This window comes from Pseudomonas sp. ABFPK (genome assembly GCF_001586765.1).
In the GTDB taxonomy this organism is placed as follows: Bacteria; Pseudomonadota; Gammaproteobacteria; order Pseudomonadales; family Pseudomonadaceae; genus Aquipseudomonas; species Aquipseudomonas asiatica.
On sequence record NZ_LQXW01000050.1, the window covers coordinates 1 to 15,020 of the forward strand.

18 protein-coding genes and 1 riboswitch are annotated in these 15,020 nt (G+C 65.4%); of the genes, 17 read left to right on the top strand and 1 reads right to left on the bottom strand.

Going from position 1 to position 15,020, the window contains the following annotated elements; translation table 11 throughout:
* Positions 1 to 103: 103 nt before the first annotated feature.
* Entirely contained in the window at positions 104 to 364 is a 261-nt protein-coding gene (locus WM94_RS30540; RefSeq protein ID WP_061552254.1) for a hypothetical protein, read from the top strand.
* Positions 365 to 737: 373 nt separating this feature from the next.
* On the top strand, positions 738 to 959 hold the full coding sequence (locus WM94_RS23820; protein ID WP_061552255.1) for a DUF3077 domain-containing protein: 222 nt from the start codon (positions 738 to 740) through the stop codon (positions 957 to 959).
* A gap of 141 nt (positions 960 to 1,100) precedes the next feature.
* On the opposite strand, the gene WM94_RS23825 is transcribed toward WM94_RS23820, so the two are convergent.
* Positions 1,101 to 1,679 (bottom strand): hypothetical protein, encoded by a 579-nt coding sequence (locus WM94_RS23825; protein ID WP_015269242.1) that lies wholly within the window; start codon positions 1,677 to 1,679, stop codon positions 1,101 to 1,103.
* A 167-nt stretch (positions 1,680 to 1,846) separates the two neighbouring features.
* Positions 1,847 to 2,067: riboswitch (cobalamin riboswitch) on the top strand.
* 120 nt (positions 2,068 to 2,187) lie between these two features.
* Between WM94_RS23825 and cobO the strand changes: the two genes are divergently transcribed.
* The 15 genes from cobO to WM94_RS23895 all read left to right on the top strand — a co-directional run bounded on the left by cobO (position 2,188) and on the right by WM94_RS23895 (position 14,770).
* Positions 2,188 to 2,799 carry a cob(I)yrinic acid a,c-diamide adenosyltransferase gene (cobO, locus tag WM94_RS23830; RefSeq protein ID WP_013971375.1) on the top strand — a complete coding sequence of 204 codons (612 nt, stop codon included), beginning with the start codon at positions 2,188 to 2,190 and terminating at the stop codon, positions 2,797 to 2,799.
* Positions 2,796 to 4,091, top strand: coding sequence for a cobyrinate a,c-diamide synthase (locus WM94_RS23835; protein ID WP_061552256.1), 1,296 nt, complete (start codon positions 2,796 to 2,798; stop codon positions 4,089 to 4,091). Before cobO ends, WM94_RS23835 begins: the two co-directional genes overlap by 4 nt.
* Positions 4,088 to 4,738, top strand: coding sequence for a 5,6-dimethylbenzimidazole synthase (gene bluB / locus WM94_RS23840; RefSeq protein ID WP_039615363.1), 651 nt, complete (start codon positions 4,088 to 4,090; stop codon positions 4,736 to 4,738). Before WM94_RS23835 ends, bluB begins: the two co-directional genes overlap by 4 nt.
* Positions 4,735 to 5,643 (top strand): adenosylcobinamide-phosphate synthase CbiB, encoded by a 909-nt coding sequence (gene cbiB / locus WM94_RS23845; protein WP_015269245.1) that lies wholly within the window; start codon positions 4,735 to 4,737, stop codon positions 5,641 to 5,643. The genes bluB and cbiB overlap by 4 nt, the downstream gene beginning before the upstream one ends.
* Positions 5,636 to 6,628: a threonine-phosphate decarboxylase CobD gene (gene cobD, locus WM94_RS23850; protein ID WP_061552257.1), complete on the top strand. Its 993-nt coding sequence runs from the start codon at positions 5,636 to 5,638 to the stop codon at positions 6,626 to 6,628. The genes cbiB and cobD overlap by 8 nt, the downstream gene beginning before the upstream one ends.
* Positions 6,625 to 8,079, top strand: coding sequence for a cobyric acid synthase (locus tag WM94_RS23855; protein ID WP_061552258.1), 1,455 nt, complete (start codon positions 6,625 to 6,627; stop codon positions 8,077 to 8,079). The genes cobD and WM94_RS23855 overlap by 4 nt, the downstream gene beginning before the upstream one ends.
* Before the next feature lies 1 nt (position 8,080).
* Complete coding sequence (cobU, locus tag WM94_RS23860; protein WP_013971381.1) at positions 8,081 to 8,602, top strand: bifunctional adenosylcobinamide kinase/adenosylcobinamide-phosphate guanylyltransferase; 522 nt, start codon at positions 8,081 to 8,083, stop codon at positions 8,600 to 8,602.
* Positions 8,599 to 9,654, top strand: coding sequence for a nicotinate-nucleotide--dimethylbenzimidazole phosphoribosyltransferase (cobT, locus tag WM94_RS23865; RefSeq protein ID WP_061552259.1), 1,056 nt, complete (start codon positions 8,599 to 8,601; stop codon positions 9,652 to 9,654). The genes cobU and cobT overlap by 4 nt, the downstream gene beginning before the upstream one ends.
* Positions 9,651 to 10,217: a histidine phosphatase family protein gene (locus tag WM94_RS23870; protein ID WP_061552260.1), complete on the top strand. Its 567-nt coding sequence runs from the start codon at positions 9,651 to 9,653 to the stop codon at positions 10,215 to 10,217. Before cobT ends, WM94_RS23870 begins: the two co-directional genes overlap by 4 nt.
* Before the next feature lies 1 nt (position 10,218).
* Positions 10,219 to 10,941, top strand: a complete 723-nt coding sequence (locus WM94_RS23875; protein WP_061552261.1) for an adenosylcobinamide-GDP ribazoletransferase — start codon at positions 10,219 to 10,221, stop codon at positions 10,939 to 10,941.
* A gap of 264 nt (positions 10,942 to 11,205) precedes the next feature.
* A complete protein-coding gene (locus WM94_RS23880) occupies positions 11,206 to 12,321 on the top strand; it encodes a glycoside hydrolase family 5 protein (RefSeq protein ID WP_218188728.1) in 1,116 nt (371 codons plus the stop codon).
* Between the two features lie 60 nt (positions 12,322 to 12,381).
* Positions 12,382 to 12,786 carry a MarR family winged helix-turn-helix transcriptional regulator gene (locus tag WM94_RS23885; protein ID WP_013971386.1) on the top strand — a complete coding sequence of 135 codons (405 nt, stop codon included), beginning with the start codon at positions 12,382 to 12,384 and terminating at the stop codon, positions 12,784 to 12,786.
* A 64-nt stretch (positions 12,787 to 12,850) separates the two neighbouring features.
* On the top strand, positions 12,851 to 14,053 hold the full coding sequence (locus tag WM94_RS23890; protein ID WP_061552263.1) for an MFS transporter: 1,203 nt from the start codon (positions 12,851 to 12,853) through the stop codon (positions 14,051 to 14,053).
* Complete coding sequence (locus WM94_RS30935; RefSeq protein ID WP_023662692.1) at positions 14,050 to 14,172, top strand: hypothetical protein; 123 nt, start codon at positions 14,050 to 14,052, stop codon at positions 14,170 to 14,172. The genes WM94_RS23890 and WM94_RS30935 overlap by 4 nt, the downstream gene beginning before the upstream one ends.
* 46 nt (positions 14,173 to 14,218) lie before the next feature.
* Positions 14,219 to 14,770 carry a glutathione peroxidase gene (locus WM94_RS23895; RefSeq protein WP_039615355.1) on the top strand — a complete coding sequence of 184 codons (552 nt, stop codon included), beginning with the start codon at positions 14,219 to 14,221 and terminating at the stop codon, positions 14,768 to 14,770.
* Positions 14,771 to 15,020 lie beyond the last annotated feature (250 nt).

Consider the following 15,020-nt stretch of genomic DNA (forward strand, 5'->3'; position numbering starts at 1 on the left):
CCGGCCCCTCCGCTACGCTACGGGGTTCCCTCGCGCCGGTCTTGCTCCCGGGAGTACGCGCTGCAGGCCCCATCCATGGGGCCTCAGCGCTTGACGGGCATCCATGCCCGTCACCTCCCTCCGCAAGACCTCTGCTCGGCCTCCTGAAGTCGCGAAGATCAAGATCAAGATCAAGATCAAGATCAAGATCAAGATCAAGAGCAAGAGCAAGAGCAAGAGCAAGAGCAAGAGCAAGAGCAAGAGCAAGAGCAAGAGCAAGAGCAAGAGCAAGAGCAAGAGCAAGAGCAAGAGCAAGGGCAAGGGCAAGGGCAAGAGCAAGAGCAAGAGCAAGAGCAAGAGCAAGAGCATGCAGGTCTGGTGGTGACTCAATGTGCCAGTGAGATGCGCTGCTGTTGCAAAGGTGGCGTCGGGGCGAGACCAAGAATCAGATTTAACACCTTTCTTGTAGGCCGTTTCCCAAAGATACTCTTAACACCTATTCTCCGTTGCGCGTGCCAAATGCGGCCTCTAGTCTCGGCATGTCGTTGACCTTCAATGACCGGGTTAGCCGCCCGAAATCGTCAGACACCGCAGCTGAGCAATACCGAGTAATCGGCATTGACGCCTTATGGCGGCTGTGCGCGGGGCACCTGCGGGTGCGCCGGGTGCCTGACGTCCCGGTCGGCTAACCCACGTACAGCTGCCACCATACTGTTTAGCCGCGGTTGGTGGTCGCTTCACTACGACAGGAGCCTTAAATGACCACCGAAGACACGATATGCACAGTCGGCAAAACCATATTCTTTCAAGGTGAAAACCAGACCCACCCCCTGTTCCGCATCGAACCCGGCATCTCCTGCCAGAACGCCCGCGAACAAGCCTCGGAATTGATCGGCTATGCGCGGGACCTGACCATCGACGGCCTGATGGAAGAAAAGCCAAAGCTGATCTGGGCCGCGCTCTCATGGAGCCGCATATAACTGAAAGATTTAGCAGGGGCTCTGTGGGAGCGGGCGCGCCCGCGAACACCGGCGCAGCCGGTGCCAGCCACCGCGTTGGGTTCTTCGCGGGCACGCCCGCTCCCACAGAAGCCACGTCGCCCGGCCTGAGCCGAAGTTGCTTCAAGCCTGCTTGAGCAACAACGCCACCCCCGGGAAATACTGCCCCAGCTCGTTGTGCAACTTGCGGTAGGCATACGGGAAGTACCAGGCGATGGCACAGGCGGTATGTTTCTGCAGATCGTCGACCAGGTCCTGCAGTTCCTCGGGGCTGGCATGCTGGCCAGCCTTCCACGGGCTGATGAACAGCGCACCAGCTTTCAACTGGCTGGGGTAGGCCACCTGGCGCGCCAGGGCAGTGGTCTGCTGCAGGGCGTCGGCCATGTCCAGCCGAGCGATTCTTGGCCAGCGCTGACTGACACTGAGGTACAGCGCTTCATCGGCACTGCTGATCGACAGGTCGCAGCGCCCTTCGTGTTCACCTTCGTCGCGCTGCTTCTTGCCGGCAAACTGCTGCAGCGCCGCCAGTTCGGCTTGCCAGGCCGCTGCGGCAAGCAGCCCGGTATTGGCGGCGGCGCCATGCCAGTAAGGGGCTTCGGCATCGCCGGCAAACTGGTTGAAGCGGTCGATACAGTCGCCCCATCGCTCCAGCACCGGGGCGAGAAACTCCAGGCGCGGGTTGTTGATGATCTGGCCTCGCATGCTGCGCTCTCCTGTTGTAGTTGTGATCGCGTTCAGCTGAAAGTGATGGCTATGTGATATCACTGTATTCAGTGTGGCACAACAAGGTGAATTGGCCATTACCCAGGCGGAGCCTGTTCGGCTGCAAAGCGGCCCGCTTCGATTGACGCTCCCGGTGCAACCCTCTAACCTTCGCGCGTGTTTCAGGTGCCCTGCCAGCCCCGACTGGGCAGGGTGAAACTGGGAAGCCGGTGGGTGCCAGCATGGCGCGATTCCGGCGCTGCCCCCGCAACGGTAGGTGAGTCGCGGCCGCGCAGGGCCACTGGGTGCAAGCACCCGGGAAGGCGCGCAGGCCTGGGCCAAGGCCCGCTCACAAGCCCGGAGACCGGCCTGATACTGCCAACGGCATCACGGAGGGTGATGCGCGGTGCACCGTTGCCTACGGCCACGGCCCCTGCGCGTTCTCCGTCTGCCCGCCTTTTATCTGTCGCCGCGCGTTGCCGCGGGCGCCAGCCAGCGGAGAACCCTGATGAGCGAATCCACCGAACGCGACGAACGCCACCTGGCGCGCATGCAGCGCAAGAAGGCGATCATCGACGAACGCATCGCCAATTCCCCCAACGAATGCGGCCTGCTGCTGGTACTGACCGGCAATGGCAAGGGCAAGAGCAGCTCGGCCTTCGGTATGCTCGCGCGCGCACTGGGCCATGGCATGCAATGCGGTGTGGTGCAGTTCATCAAAGGCCGCAACAGCACCGGCGAAGAGCTGTTCTTCCGCCGTTTCCCCGAGCAGGTGCGCTACCACGTGATGGGCGAGGGCTTTACCTGGGAAACCCAGGATCGCCAGCGCGACATCGCCGCCGCCGAAGCCGCCTGGGCCGTGTCGCGCCAGTTGCTGCAAGACCCGAGCGTGCAGTTCGTGGTGCTCGATGAACTGAACATCGCCCTCAAGCACGGCTACCTCGACCTTGACCAGGTGCTGTCCGACATCCAGGCCCGCCCACCGATGCAGCACGTGATCGTCACTGGCCGTGCCGCGAAACCCGAGATGATCGAGCTGGCCGACACCGTGACCGAAATGGGCATGCTCAAGCACGCGTTCCAGGCCGGTATCCGTGCACAGAAGGGCGTGGAACTGTGAGCCAGCCGCGCCAGTGCCCTGCCGTGCTGATCGCGGCGCCGGCCTCAGGCCAGGGCAAGACCACTGTCACCGCTGCCTTGGCCCGGCTGCACCGCAACCTCGGGCGCAAGGTCCGGGTGTTCAAGTGCGGGCCCGACTTCCTCGACCCGATGATCCTCGAACGGGCCAGCGGCGCGCCGGTGTACCAGCTCGACCTGTGGATGATCGGCGCCGAGGAAAGCCGCCGCCTGCTGTGGGAAGCCGCCGGCGAGGCCGACCTGATCCTGATCGAAGGGGTGATGGGGCTGTTCGACGGCACGCCGTCCAGCGCCGACCTGGCGCGCCACTTCGGCGTGCCGGTGCTGGCGGTGATCGACGGCACGGCCATGGCCCAGACCTTCGGCGCGCTGGCCCTGGGCCTGGCACGCTACCAGGCGGACCTGCCGTTTGCCGGTGTGTTGGCCAACCGGGTGGGCAGCCTGCGCCACGCGCAACTGCTGGAAGGTAGCCTGACCGAAGGCCTGCGCTGGTATGGCGGCTTGTCCCGCGAGCGCGGTATAGAGCTACCCAGCCGCCACCTGGGGCTGGTCCAGGCCAGCGAGCTGAACGACCTGGACGCTCGCCTGGATGCCGCTGCCGAGGCGCTTGGCGCCAGTTGCGATGCCGCCTTGCCGCCGCCAGTGACCTTTGCCGAACCCGAGCCGCAAGCCAGTGTCGCCTCGTTGACCGGTGTGCGCATTGGCGTGGCGCGGGACGAGGCCTTTGCCTTCACCTATGGCGCCAACCTCGACCTGCTGCGCAACCTGGGCGCGCAGCTGGAGTTTTTCTCGCCGCTGCATGACCGCGAACTACCAGCAGTGGACAGCCTGTATCTGCCGGGCGGTTATCCCGAACTGCACCACCACGCCCTGGCTGCCAACGCGCCGATGAGCGAGGCGATCCGTGCCCATCACGCCCAGGGCAAACCGTTGCTGGCAGAGTGCGGCGGCATGCTGTACCTGCTTGATGCCCTGACCGACGTGGCCGGCGAGCGTGCCGAGCTGCTCGGCCTGCTGCCGGGCGAAGCGACCATGCAGAAGCGCCTGGCTGCCTTGGCCCTGCAGGCGGTGGAACTGCCTGAGGGCACCCTGCGCGGTCATACCTATCACCATTCGCTGACCAGTACCGTACTGGAGCCGATCGCACGTGGCCTGAGCCCCAACGGCGGGCGCGGCAACGAAGCGGTGTACCGCCTGGGTCGGCTGACGGCTTCCTACGTGCACTTCTACTTTCCCTCCAACCCTGATGCGGCGGCGGCGCTGTTGCGACCATGAGCGAACACGCCTACAGCGACGCCGAGCGCGCCGCGATCTATCGGGCCATCGGTGAACGCCGTGACATGCGCCATTTCGCCGGTGGCGAGGTAGCCCCGGAACTGCTGGGCCGCCTGTTGGCTGCCGCGCACCAGGCGCCGAGCGTCGGGTTGATGCAGCCCTGGCGTTTCATCCGCATCACCCGGCGCGATTTGCGTGCGCGCATCCAGGCGTTGGTGGAAGCAGAGCGGGTGCGTACCGCCGAAGCCTTGGGCGAACGCTCCGACGCCTTCATGAAACTGAAGGTGGAAGGCATCAATGACTGCGCCGAGTTGCTGGTGGCCGCCCTGATGGACAACCGCGAGCCGCATATCTTCGGCCGCCGCACCCTGCCGGAAATGGACCTGGCCTCGCTGGCCTGCGCCATCCAGAACCTTTGGCTGGCAGCCCGTGGCGAAGGCCTTGGCATGGGTTGGGTGTCGCTGTTCGACCCGCAGGCGCTGGCGGCGCTGCTGGGTATGCCAACCGGGGCCAAGCCGGTCGCGGTGCTGTGCCTGGGGCCGGTGACCGAGTTCTACCCGGCACCGATGCTGGTGCTGGAAAACTGGGCCGAGGAACGGCCCTTGAGTGAAATGCTCTTTGAGAACCAATGGGGAGAGCGCCAATGAGCGTGGCCTTGCTGACTGTGGCCGGGGTGGCCCTGGATGCCTTGCTGGGCGAACCGCAGCGGCGCCATCCGCTGGTAGCCTTCGGCAACATGGCCAGTAACCTCGAACGCCGCCTGAATGCCGGTGGGCGCGGCTGGCGCAGCCATGGGGTGAGCGCATGGTTCCTGGCCGTGGTGCCGCTTACTCTGGTGGCACTGATCCTCTCCTGGCTGCCGTATATCGGCTGGCTGGTCGACGTGCTGGCGCTGTACTGCGCCGTCGGGCTGCGCAGCCTGGGCGAACATGTGTTGCCGGTGGCCAGTGCCTTGCGCCAGGGTGACCTGCAAGAAGCGCGGCGCCGTGTGGGCTACCTGGTCAGCCGCGAAACCCGCGAACTGGACGAACCTGCGGTTGCCCGGGCGGCCACCGAGTCGGTGCTGGAGAATGGCAGCGATGCGGTATTCGCCGCGCTGTTCTGGTTCGTGGTCGCCGGCGCGCCGGGCGTGGTGCTGTACCGCCTGAGCAACACCCTGGACGCCATGTGGGGCTACCGCAACGAGCGCTTCGAACGCTTCGGCTGGTGTGCGGCGCGTGTCGATGATGTGCTCAACTATATTCCCGCCAGGCTGGTGGCGTTGACCTACGCGCTGCTGGGCAAGACCCGCCTGGCCCTGGCCTGCTGGCGCAAGCAGGGCCCGCTGTGGGACAGCCCCAATGCCGGGCCGGTGATGGCCGCCGGTGCTGGTGCGTTAGGGGTGGAACTCGGTGGCCCGGCGGTGTACCACGGCGAGCTGCATGAGCGGCCACGCCTGGGTGACGGGCCAATGGCCGACGCCGACGCCATCGAGCGCGGCTGGGGCCTGGTGCAGCGCGGCGTATGGCTGTGGCTGCTGGTGATCTGCCTGGGGGCCTATATCAATGCTTGAACACGGAGGCCGCCTGCTGCGGGCGGTACGGCAATACGGCATCGCCCGCGAGCAGTGGCTCGACCTGTCCAGCGGCATTGCGCCATGGCCTTTCCCGATTCCACCGATCCCCATGGAGGCCTGGGCGCGCCTGCCGGAGACCGAGGACGGCCTGGAGGACGCCGCGCGTGCGTATTACGGCGCCCGCCAATTGCTGGCGGTGGCCGGTTCCCAGGCCGCGATCCAGGCCTTGCCGCTGTTGCGCGCAGCCGGCCGGGTAGGGGTGTTGACGCCATGCTATGCCGAGCATCCATACGCCTGGCAACGGGCGGGGCACCAGTTGCTGGAGCTGGATGAAGCGCAGGTCGAGGCGACGCTCGACAGCCTCGACGTACTGGTGCTGGTGAACCCCAACAACCCTACCGGCCGCCGGGTGCCGCGTGAACGCCTGCTGGATTGGCACATGCGCCTGGCCGCCCGTGGTGGCTGGCTGCTGGTCGATGAAGCGTTCATGGACAACACCCCGGCAGAAAGCGTGGTCGATTGTGCCGAGCGCCCGGGGCTGATCGTGCTGCGCTCGTTCGGCAAGTTTTTCGGCCTGGCCGGCGTGCGCCTGGGGTTCGTTGCCGCCGAACGCAGCCTGCTGCAGCGCCTGGCCGAGTTGCTCGGCCCGTGGACTGTCAACGGCCCGACCCGGGTGCTGGCCCAGGCCAGCCTGGCCGACCACGCCGCCCAGCGTGTGCAGGTCGAACGCTGCGCTGCCGCCAGCCAGCGGCTGGTTATGCTGTTGCGCAGCGCTGGCCTGGCGCCCAGCGGTGGTTGCGGTCTGTTCCAGTACGTACGCAGCGAGCACGCTGCGCAACTGCATGACTTTCTCGCCCGCCGCGGCATCTTGGTGCGGCTGTTCGAGCAGCCGCAGGCGATACGCCTGGGGCTGCCAGCCTGTGCGGCGGACGAACAGCGCCTGGCCCAAGCCCTGGCGGCCTATCAGAAGGAAACGGCATGACCACCCTCATGGTGCAAGGCACCACCTCCGACGCCGGCAAGAGCACGCTGGTGACCGCACTGTGCCGCTGGCTGTTGCGCCAGGGCGTCGGCGTGGTGCCGTTCAAGCCGCAGAACATGGCGCTGAACAGCGCGGTGACCGCCGATGGCGGTGAAATCGGCCGGGCCCAGGCGGTGCAGGCCCAGGCCTGCCGGCTGCAACCACACACCGACATGAACCCGGTGCTGCTCAAGCCCAACAGCGACACCGGCGCCCAGGTGATCATCCATGGCCGTGCCGTCACCAGCATGAACGCGGTGGCCTACCACGACTACAAGGCCATCGCCATGCAGGCGGTGCTGGCTTCGCACCAGCGTCTGAGTGCTGCCTGGCCGGTGGTCATGGTCGAAGGCGCGGGCTCGCCGGCAGAGATCAACCTGCGTGCCGGTGACATTGCCAACATGGGTTTTGCCGAAGCGGTGGACTGCCCGGTGATCCTGGTTGCCGACATCAATCGTGGTGGTGTGTTCGCTCATCTCGTCGGCACCCTGGAACTGCTGTCGCCCAGTGAGCAGGCGCGGGTAAAGGGCTTTGTCATAAACCGCTTCCGCGGCGACATCGCCTTGCTGCAGCCGGGGCTGGACTGGCTGGAACAGCGCACCGGCAAACCGGTACTGGGCGTGCTGCCGTATGTAAACGACCTGCATCTGGAAGCCGAAGACGGCATCGATGCACGCCAGGGGGCAAAGGCCGAGCGCGTGCTCAAGGTGATCGTCCCGGTGCTGCCGCGTATCAGCAACCACACCGACTTCGACCCACTGCGCCTGCACCCCCAGGTGGACCTGCAGTTCATCGGCCCTGGCCAGCCGATCCCGGCCGCCGACCTGATCATCCTGCCGGGTTCCAAGAGTGTGCGCGGCGACCTGGCGCAACTGCGTGAGCGCGGTTGGGACAAGGCCATAGACCGGCACCTGCGCTATGGCGGCAAGCTGATCGGGATCTGCGGCGGCCTGCAGATGCTGGGCCGCGAAGTGCATGACCCGCTTGGTCTCGAGGGGGCCGCCGGCTCCAGCCCGGGGCTTGGCCTGCTCGATTACGCCACGGTGCTCGAAGCCGAGAAGCAACTGCGCAACATTGCCGGCACGCTGAACCTGGAAGCAGTCCCGGTTGCCGGTTATGAAATCCATGCCGGCGTCACCACGGGGCCTGCCCTGGAGCAGCCAGCCGTGCAACTTGCCGATGGCCGTTGCGATGGTGCTGTCAGCGCTGATGGCCAGATACTTGTCACCTACCTGCACGGCCTGTTTGAAGGCAGCCAGTCGTGCGCGGCGCTGCTGCGCTGGGCTGGGCTGGATGATGTGCAGGCCGTCGATTACCAGGCCCTGCGCGAACGCGATATCGAGCGCCTGGCCGACCTGGTGGAAAAGCACCTGGACACCGCGCGCCTGCGCCAGCTCTGTGGGGTGGCCTGACATGCTCAACCTGATCCTCGGCGGCGCCCGCTCGGGCAAGAGCCGCCTGGCCGAACAGCTGGCCAGCGCCAGTGGCCTGCCGGTGACCTACATCGCCACCAGCCAGCCGCTGGATGGTGAAATGAACGAACGCGTGCTGCTGCATCGCCAGCGTCGCCCCGATGACTGGGGGTTGATCGAGGAACCCCTGGCCCTGGCCGCGGTACTGCGCGCCGAAGCAGCCGAAGGGCGCTGCCTGCTGGTGGATTGCCTGACCCTGTGGCTGACCAACCTGCTGATGCTCGAAGACGACCAGCGCCTGGCCGAGGAGCGTGATGCGCTGCTGGCCTGCCTGGAACAGTTGCCGGGCACGGTCATCCTGGTCAGTAATGAAACCGGCCTGGGCGTCGTGCCCATGGGCGAGCTGACTCGTCGCTATGTCGACCTGGCCGGCTGGTTGCACCAGGCCGTGGCCGAACGCTGTCAGCGCGTGGTGCTGACTGTGGCCGGCCTGCCCCTAATGCTCAAAGGACCTGCACTATGACCCAAGCCTGGTGGCGTGACGCCTGCCAACCTCTCGACAACGCCGCCATGGACCAGGCCCGCGCCCGTCAGCAGCAGCTGACCAAACCTGCCGGTTCGCTAGGCCAACTGGAAGGATTGGCCATTCAGCTGGCCGGCCTGCAGGGGTGTGAACGGCCGACCTTGGATAACGCCGCAATCAGCATTTTTGCCGGTGACCACGGCGTGGTCGAGGAAGGCATCTCGGCCTACCCGCAAGCGGTGACCGGGCAGATGCTGCGCAACTTCGTCGGTGGTGGCGCGGCAATCAGCGTGCTGGCGCGCCAGCTGCAGGCGAGTCTGGAAGTGGTCGACCTGGGCACCATCGACCCCCACCTGGAACTGCCTGGCGTGCGCCACCTGCGCCTTGGCGCCGGTACCGCCAACTTCGCCCGCCAGCCGGCGATGACCGAGGGCCAGCTGCAGGCCGCCCTGCAGGCCGGTCGCGATAGTGCCCTGCGCGCCGCCGAACAGGGCGCGCAGCTGTTCATCGGGGGCGAGATGGGTATTGGCAACACCACGGCTGCCGCTGCCCTGGCCAGCGTGTTGCTCGGCTGCCCACCGGCTGAATTGAGTGGCCCGGGTACCGGCCTGGACCACGCCGGGGTGCGGCACAAGGCCGAGGTCATCGAGCGTGCGTTGAACCTGCATGGCCTTAGCGCCAATGATCCATTGCAGGCACTGGGCTGTGTCGGTGGTTTCGAGATCGCGGCCTTGGCCGGTGCCTACATTGGCTGCGCGCAGGCGGGTATCGCGGTACTGGTGGACGGCTTCATCTGCAGTGTCGCCGCGCTGCTGGCGGTGCGCCTCAACTCGCAGTGCCGGGCCTGGTTGCTGTTCGCCCACCAAGGCGCAGAGCCTGGGCACAAAGCCTTGCTCGACGCCTTGCAGGCCGAGCCGTTGCTGGCCCTGGGCCTGCGCCTGGGCGAGGGCAGTGGGGCTGCCCTGGCCGTGCCGCTGTTGCGCCTGGCCTGTGCGTTGCACGGGCAGATGGCGACCTTTGCCGAGGCTGCTGTGGCGGACCGCCCGGCATGATTCTCGACCTGCTACGCCATGGCGAAACCGAACAGGGCGGCTTGCGTGGCAGCCTTGATGATGCCTTGACCGACAAGGGCTGGGCGCAGATGCGTCAAGCCGTGGCCGAAGCCGGCCCGTGGGAGGTGCTGGTCAGTTCGCCGCTGCAGCGCTGTGCCCGTTTTGCCGAGGAACTGGGCGAGCGGCTGAACCTGCCTGTGCAGCGCGAAGCGGCATTGCAGGAGCTGCATTTTGGCGACTGGGAGGGCCGTAGTGCGGCGCAGATCATGGAAGACCAGGCGGACGCGCTGGGGCGCTTCTGGGCGGACCCTTACGCGTTTACACCGCCCAATGGCGAGCCGGTCGAGGCGTTCGCCGAGCGTGTGCTGGCGGCTGTCGAGCGCCTGCGCCATCAGCATGCTGGCAAGCGTGTGCTGCTGGTCACCCATGGCGGCGTGATGCGGCTGCTGCTGGCCCGTGCCCGTGGTTTGCCAAGGGCGCAGTTGCTGCAGGTCGAAGTCGGCCACGCTGCGCTCATGCGATTGGTGCCGGGTGACGACGGCCAGTGGGTCGAGGGGCGCTGATATGTTGCCGTTGTGGATTGCCTTGCAGTTTCTCAGCAGCCTGCCGGTGAGTCTGCCGGGCATGCCGGCGCCGCGTGAGGTGGGGCGCTCGCTGCTCTGCTACCCGCTGGTCGGGTTGCTGTTCGGCCTGTTGCTGTGGCTGGCCAGCTACCTGCTGCAGGGCACGCCTGCGCCGCTGCACGCGGCCCTGCTGCTCACGTTGTGGGTGTTGCTCAGTGGCGCCTTGCACCTGGATGGCCTGGCGGACAGCGCCGACGCTTGGCTTGGCGGTTTCGGTGACCGCGAACGCACCTTGCTGATCATGAAGGACCCACGTAGCGGGCCGATTGCCGTGGTCACCCTGGTGCTGGTGCTGTTGCTGAAGTTCTGCGCTTTGTGGGTGCTGGTCGAGCAGGGCATTGGCGCACAGTTGCTACTGGCACCGTTGATCGGGCGGGCGGCGATGCTCGGGCTGTTCCTGAGTACGCCATATGTACGGCAGGGCGGTTTGGGGCAGGCGCTGGCCGAGCACCTGCCCCGGCATGCGGCCGGCTGGGTGCTGCTGGGCTGTGTGCTTTTTTGCCTGGTCCTGGGCGGGTGGGTCATGGTACTGGCGTTGGCGGTGTTTGCCTGGTTGCGACAACTGATGTGCCGGCGCCTGGGCGGGACTACCGGCGATACCGCTGGTGCAATGCTGGAGTTGCTCGAACTGGCCGTGGTGCTGGGGTTGGCGTTGGGCCTCTGAGCCTTGCTCTGGGCCCTGTAGGAGCGGCCTTGTGTCGCGAAAGGGCGCTCCTACAAGTGACCGCGCAATCAGATGTGTCTGTAGGGCGTTTCTGAGCCTAACGTGTCGGTAAATTCCTGAAAAAACTCAGCAATAACCGGCATCTTTTCACTGGCGTATGCTTGCCCCTCCCGCAAACTGTCGAGGAGTGTCGGCACCATGGGTCATGTCATTCTCGCTGCGTTTTTGTTGGCCATGGGGCCTGCCGCCGTGGCCGCCGATCTCATGGCTTTCTGGAACACCCCCCGCCACGGTGGCAACAGCTTCAACCGGCTGCCACCTGACCAAGCCTACTTCGACGCCTTGAGCGGTTATGGCGCGACCTGGGTGCGGCTGTCCTACGACAAATGGCAGCCGGCGGAACGCGATTTCCTCATCGGCGATGCCGATGCCTACCAAGGCCTGCCTGCCGCCGACCTGGCCACGCTGCGAGCTACCCTCGACCGCGCCCACCAGGCCGGCCTCAAGGTGGTCATCTCACCGCTCTCGTTACCCGGCATGCGCTGGTCGCAAAACAACCAGGGCCAGTTCGACGACCGCCTCTGGCAGGACAAACGCTACTGGTTGCAGTCTGCGGCCTTCTGGCGGGATCTGGCCCGTGAGCTGAAAGGTCACCCGGCCATCGCCGCCTACAACCTGGTCAACGAGCCCGCCCCGGAGAAGCACGGTGGCCTGGCCGAGCATGCCAACCCTGGGCAAATGCAGCAGTGGTATGCAGGGCAGCAGGGCACTGCGCGTGATCTGCCGGCCCTGTATCGGCAGTTGATAGCGGCCATTCGCGAGGAGGACGCGGACACGCCGGTCATGCTCGATGCCGGCTGGTTCGCCGCCGCCGACGCCTTCGGTTACTGGCCGGCTCCCCTGGAAGACCAGCGGGTGCTGTACAGCGTGCACATGTACGAGCCCTATCTGGTGACCAGTGCACCGAACATGACGCGCAAGCAACCCATCGCCTATCCCGGCCCGGCACCGTTTGCGGGGCAGACGCAGCAGTGGGATGGCCAGCGTGTGGCGCAATACCTGCGCCAGCCGCTGGATTGGGCCGCGGCCATGAACGTGCCCCGCTCTCGGTTGGTGGTGGGCGAGTTCGGCTGCATGCGCAGGCTGCCGGGCTGCCGGCAATACCTGGAAGACGTGCTCAGCGTGCTGGATCGCCACCGGTTGCACTGGGCCTTCTACAGCTTCCGTGAAGACAACTGGGATGGCATGGACTACGAGCTGGGCTCGACCAAGGTGCCGTGGCGCTATTGGCAGGCAATCGAGCAGGGCGCTCCAGACCCGCAACCGCGCAAGGCCACGGTGGAGTTCGAGCCGATTCGCAAGCGGCTGAACCCAGGCTGAGGTGTCTGGCAGTCGTGAAAACTCTTGCAACACACATGACGCGGGTATATACACGTATCCATGTTGACCAGTGAATGCATCTGCACCCATCTGCGTCGCGCCGCCCGTGGGGTGAGCCGGCATTACGACGAGGCCCTTGCCAGCTTTGGGGTCAATGTCGCCCAGTTTTCCCTGTTGCGTCATCTGCAGCGGCTCGATCGTCCCAGTATCACCACCCTGGCGGAGGCCATGGGCCTGGAGCGCAGTACCCTGGGCCGCAACCTGCGGGTGCTGGAGGCTGAAGGGCTGGTGGCCTTGGCCGATGGTGACGACCAACGCAACCGCGTGGTGCTGCTGACCGAGGCCGGTACCCAATTGCTGCACGCGGCCCATCCGGCCTGGGAACAGGCACAGGCAGAGTTGGTGGAGCGGCTGGGGGCAGGGCAGCGGGATGAACTGGTCCGTTTGCTGAATCAGCTGGCTTGAAATTGATACGACTATAAGCGGGTATATACCCGTAAAACCTTGCGATGTGCTGGAGATAACGACAATGACTTCGGTGTGGCGAACCAGCGGGTGGGTATTGGTGGGGGCAGCGCTGATCCTGGCGCTATCCCTGGGTGTGCGGCACGGCTTCGGCCTGTTCCTGGCGCCTATGAGCGCGGACTTCGGCTGGGGGCGTGAGGTGTTTGCCTTCGCCATTGCCTTGCAGAACCTGATCTGGGGGCTGGCGCAACCGTTCGCCGGCGCCCTGGCCGACCGCATGGGCGCGGCGCGGGTGGTGATCATTGGCGGTATTCTCTACGCTGCCGGGTTGGTGCTGATGGGCATGGCCGACTCCGCCTGGTCGTTGTCGCTGAGTGCCGGCTTGTTGATCGGTATCGGTCTGTCCGGCACCTCGTTCTCGGTCATCCTCGGCGTGGTCGGGCGTGCCGTGCCGGCGGAAAAGCGCAGCATGGCCATGGGCATTGCCAGTGCTGCCGGTTCTTTCGGCCAGTTCGCAATGTTGCCGGGCACTCTCGGCCTTATTCAGTGGCTGGGCTGGTCCGCAGCGTTGCTGGTACTGGGCCTGATGGTGGCGCTGATCGTGCCCTTCGTCGGCCTGCTGCGCGACCGGCCTCTGCCCACTCATGGAGGCGAACAGACCCTGAGCCAGGCTTTGCGCGAGGCTTGCTCGCACTCCGGCTTCTGGTTGCTGGCGCTGGGCTTTTTCGTTTGTGGTTTCCAGGTGGTGTTCATTGGCGTGCATCTGCCGGCCTACCTGGTCGACCAGCATCTTGCCGCGACCACCGGCACCACGGTGCTGGCGCTGGTAGGCCTTTTCAATATCGTCGGTACCTTCACTGCCGGCTGGCTGGGCGGGCGCATGTCCAAGCCGCGCCTGCTGACCGGGCTGTACCTACTGCGTGCGGTAGTGATCGTGCTGTTCCTCTGGGCGCCGGTGACCGAATTCAGTGCTTATCTGTTCGGCATCGCCATGGGCCTGCTGTGGTTGTCCACGGTGCCGTTGACCAACGGCACCGTGGCTACCGTATTCGGCGTGCGCAACTTGTCCATGCTTGGCGGTATCGTCTTCCTGTTCCACCAGCTGGGTGCCTTCCTGGGCGGTTGGTTGGGCGGGGTGGTGTATGACCGCACCGGCAGCTACGACATGGTCTGGCAGATTTCCATCCTGCTCAGCCTGCTGGCTGCCGCCCTCAACTGGCCCGTGCGCGAACGCCCGGTTGCCCGCCTGCAGGCCCAGGCCGCATGAACCGCTACCTGGTTCGAGGGCTACTGGCCCTCGCCGCCCTGTCGTTGCTGGCGCTGGTGTGGTGGGGCTGGCACAAGGGCGGGATGGCGTTGATGCAACTGGGCATGAGTGTTTGTTAGGCGCTACCCTGCAAGTTCAAGGATTGTCTTGCGGGAGAAACGAGTCATGCGTGCACATTGGTTGACGGTGCCGGTGCTGGCCCTGCTTGCCGGCGCATCGAGCTGGGCTGCCGATTGCCCGGCGTTGTTGCAGGGTAGCCTGCCAGAGTTGCGGGGCAAGGGGCAGGTGGACCTGTGCCAGCGCTTTGCAGGCAAGCCGCTGGTGGTGGTCAACACGGCCAGTTACTGCGGTTTCGCGCCGCAGTTCGAGGGGCTTGAGGCGACCTACAAGGAATATCACGAGCAAGGGCTGGAAATGCTTGGTGTGCCTTCCAATGACTTCAAGCAGGAGGACGCCGACAGCGAGAAGACTGCCAAGGTTTGTTATGCCAACTATGGCGTCACCTTTACCATGACCAAGACACAGGCGGTTCGGGGCGCGGATGCGATACCGCTGTTCGCGGAGCTTGCCAGCCAGAGCAGTGCGCCGAAGTGGAATTTCTACAAGTACGTGGTGGACCGTAAAGGCAAGGTGATAGGTAACTTCTCCAGCCTGACCAAGCCGGATGATCCAGCGTTCCGGGCAGCCATCGAAAAGGCCATTGCCTCCCAGCCATAACCTAGCAGCTCTTGCTCTTGCTCTTGCTCTTGCTCTTGCTCTTGCTCTTGCTCTTGCTCTTGCTCTTGCTCTTGCTCTTGCTTTTGCTTTTGCTTTTAAGCGCGCGATAGTTCAGGCACCGCCGATTGCGACTTCAGGAGGCCGAGCGAAGGGACTGCGGAGGGAGGTGACGGGCATGGATGCCCGTCAAGCGCTGAGGCCCCATGGATGGGGCCTGCAGCGCGTACTCCCGGGAGCAGGCCCGTAGCGA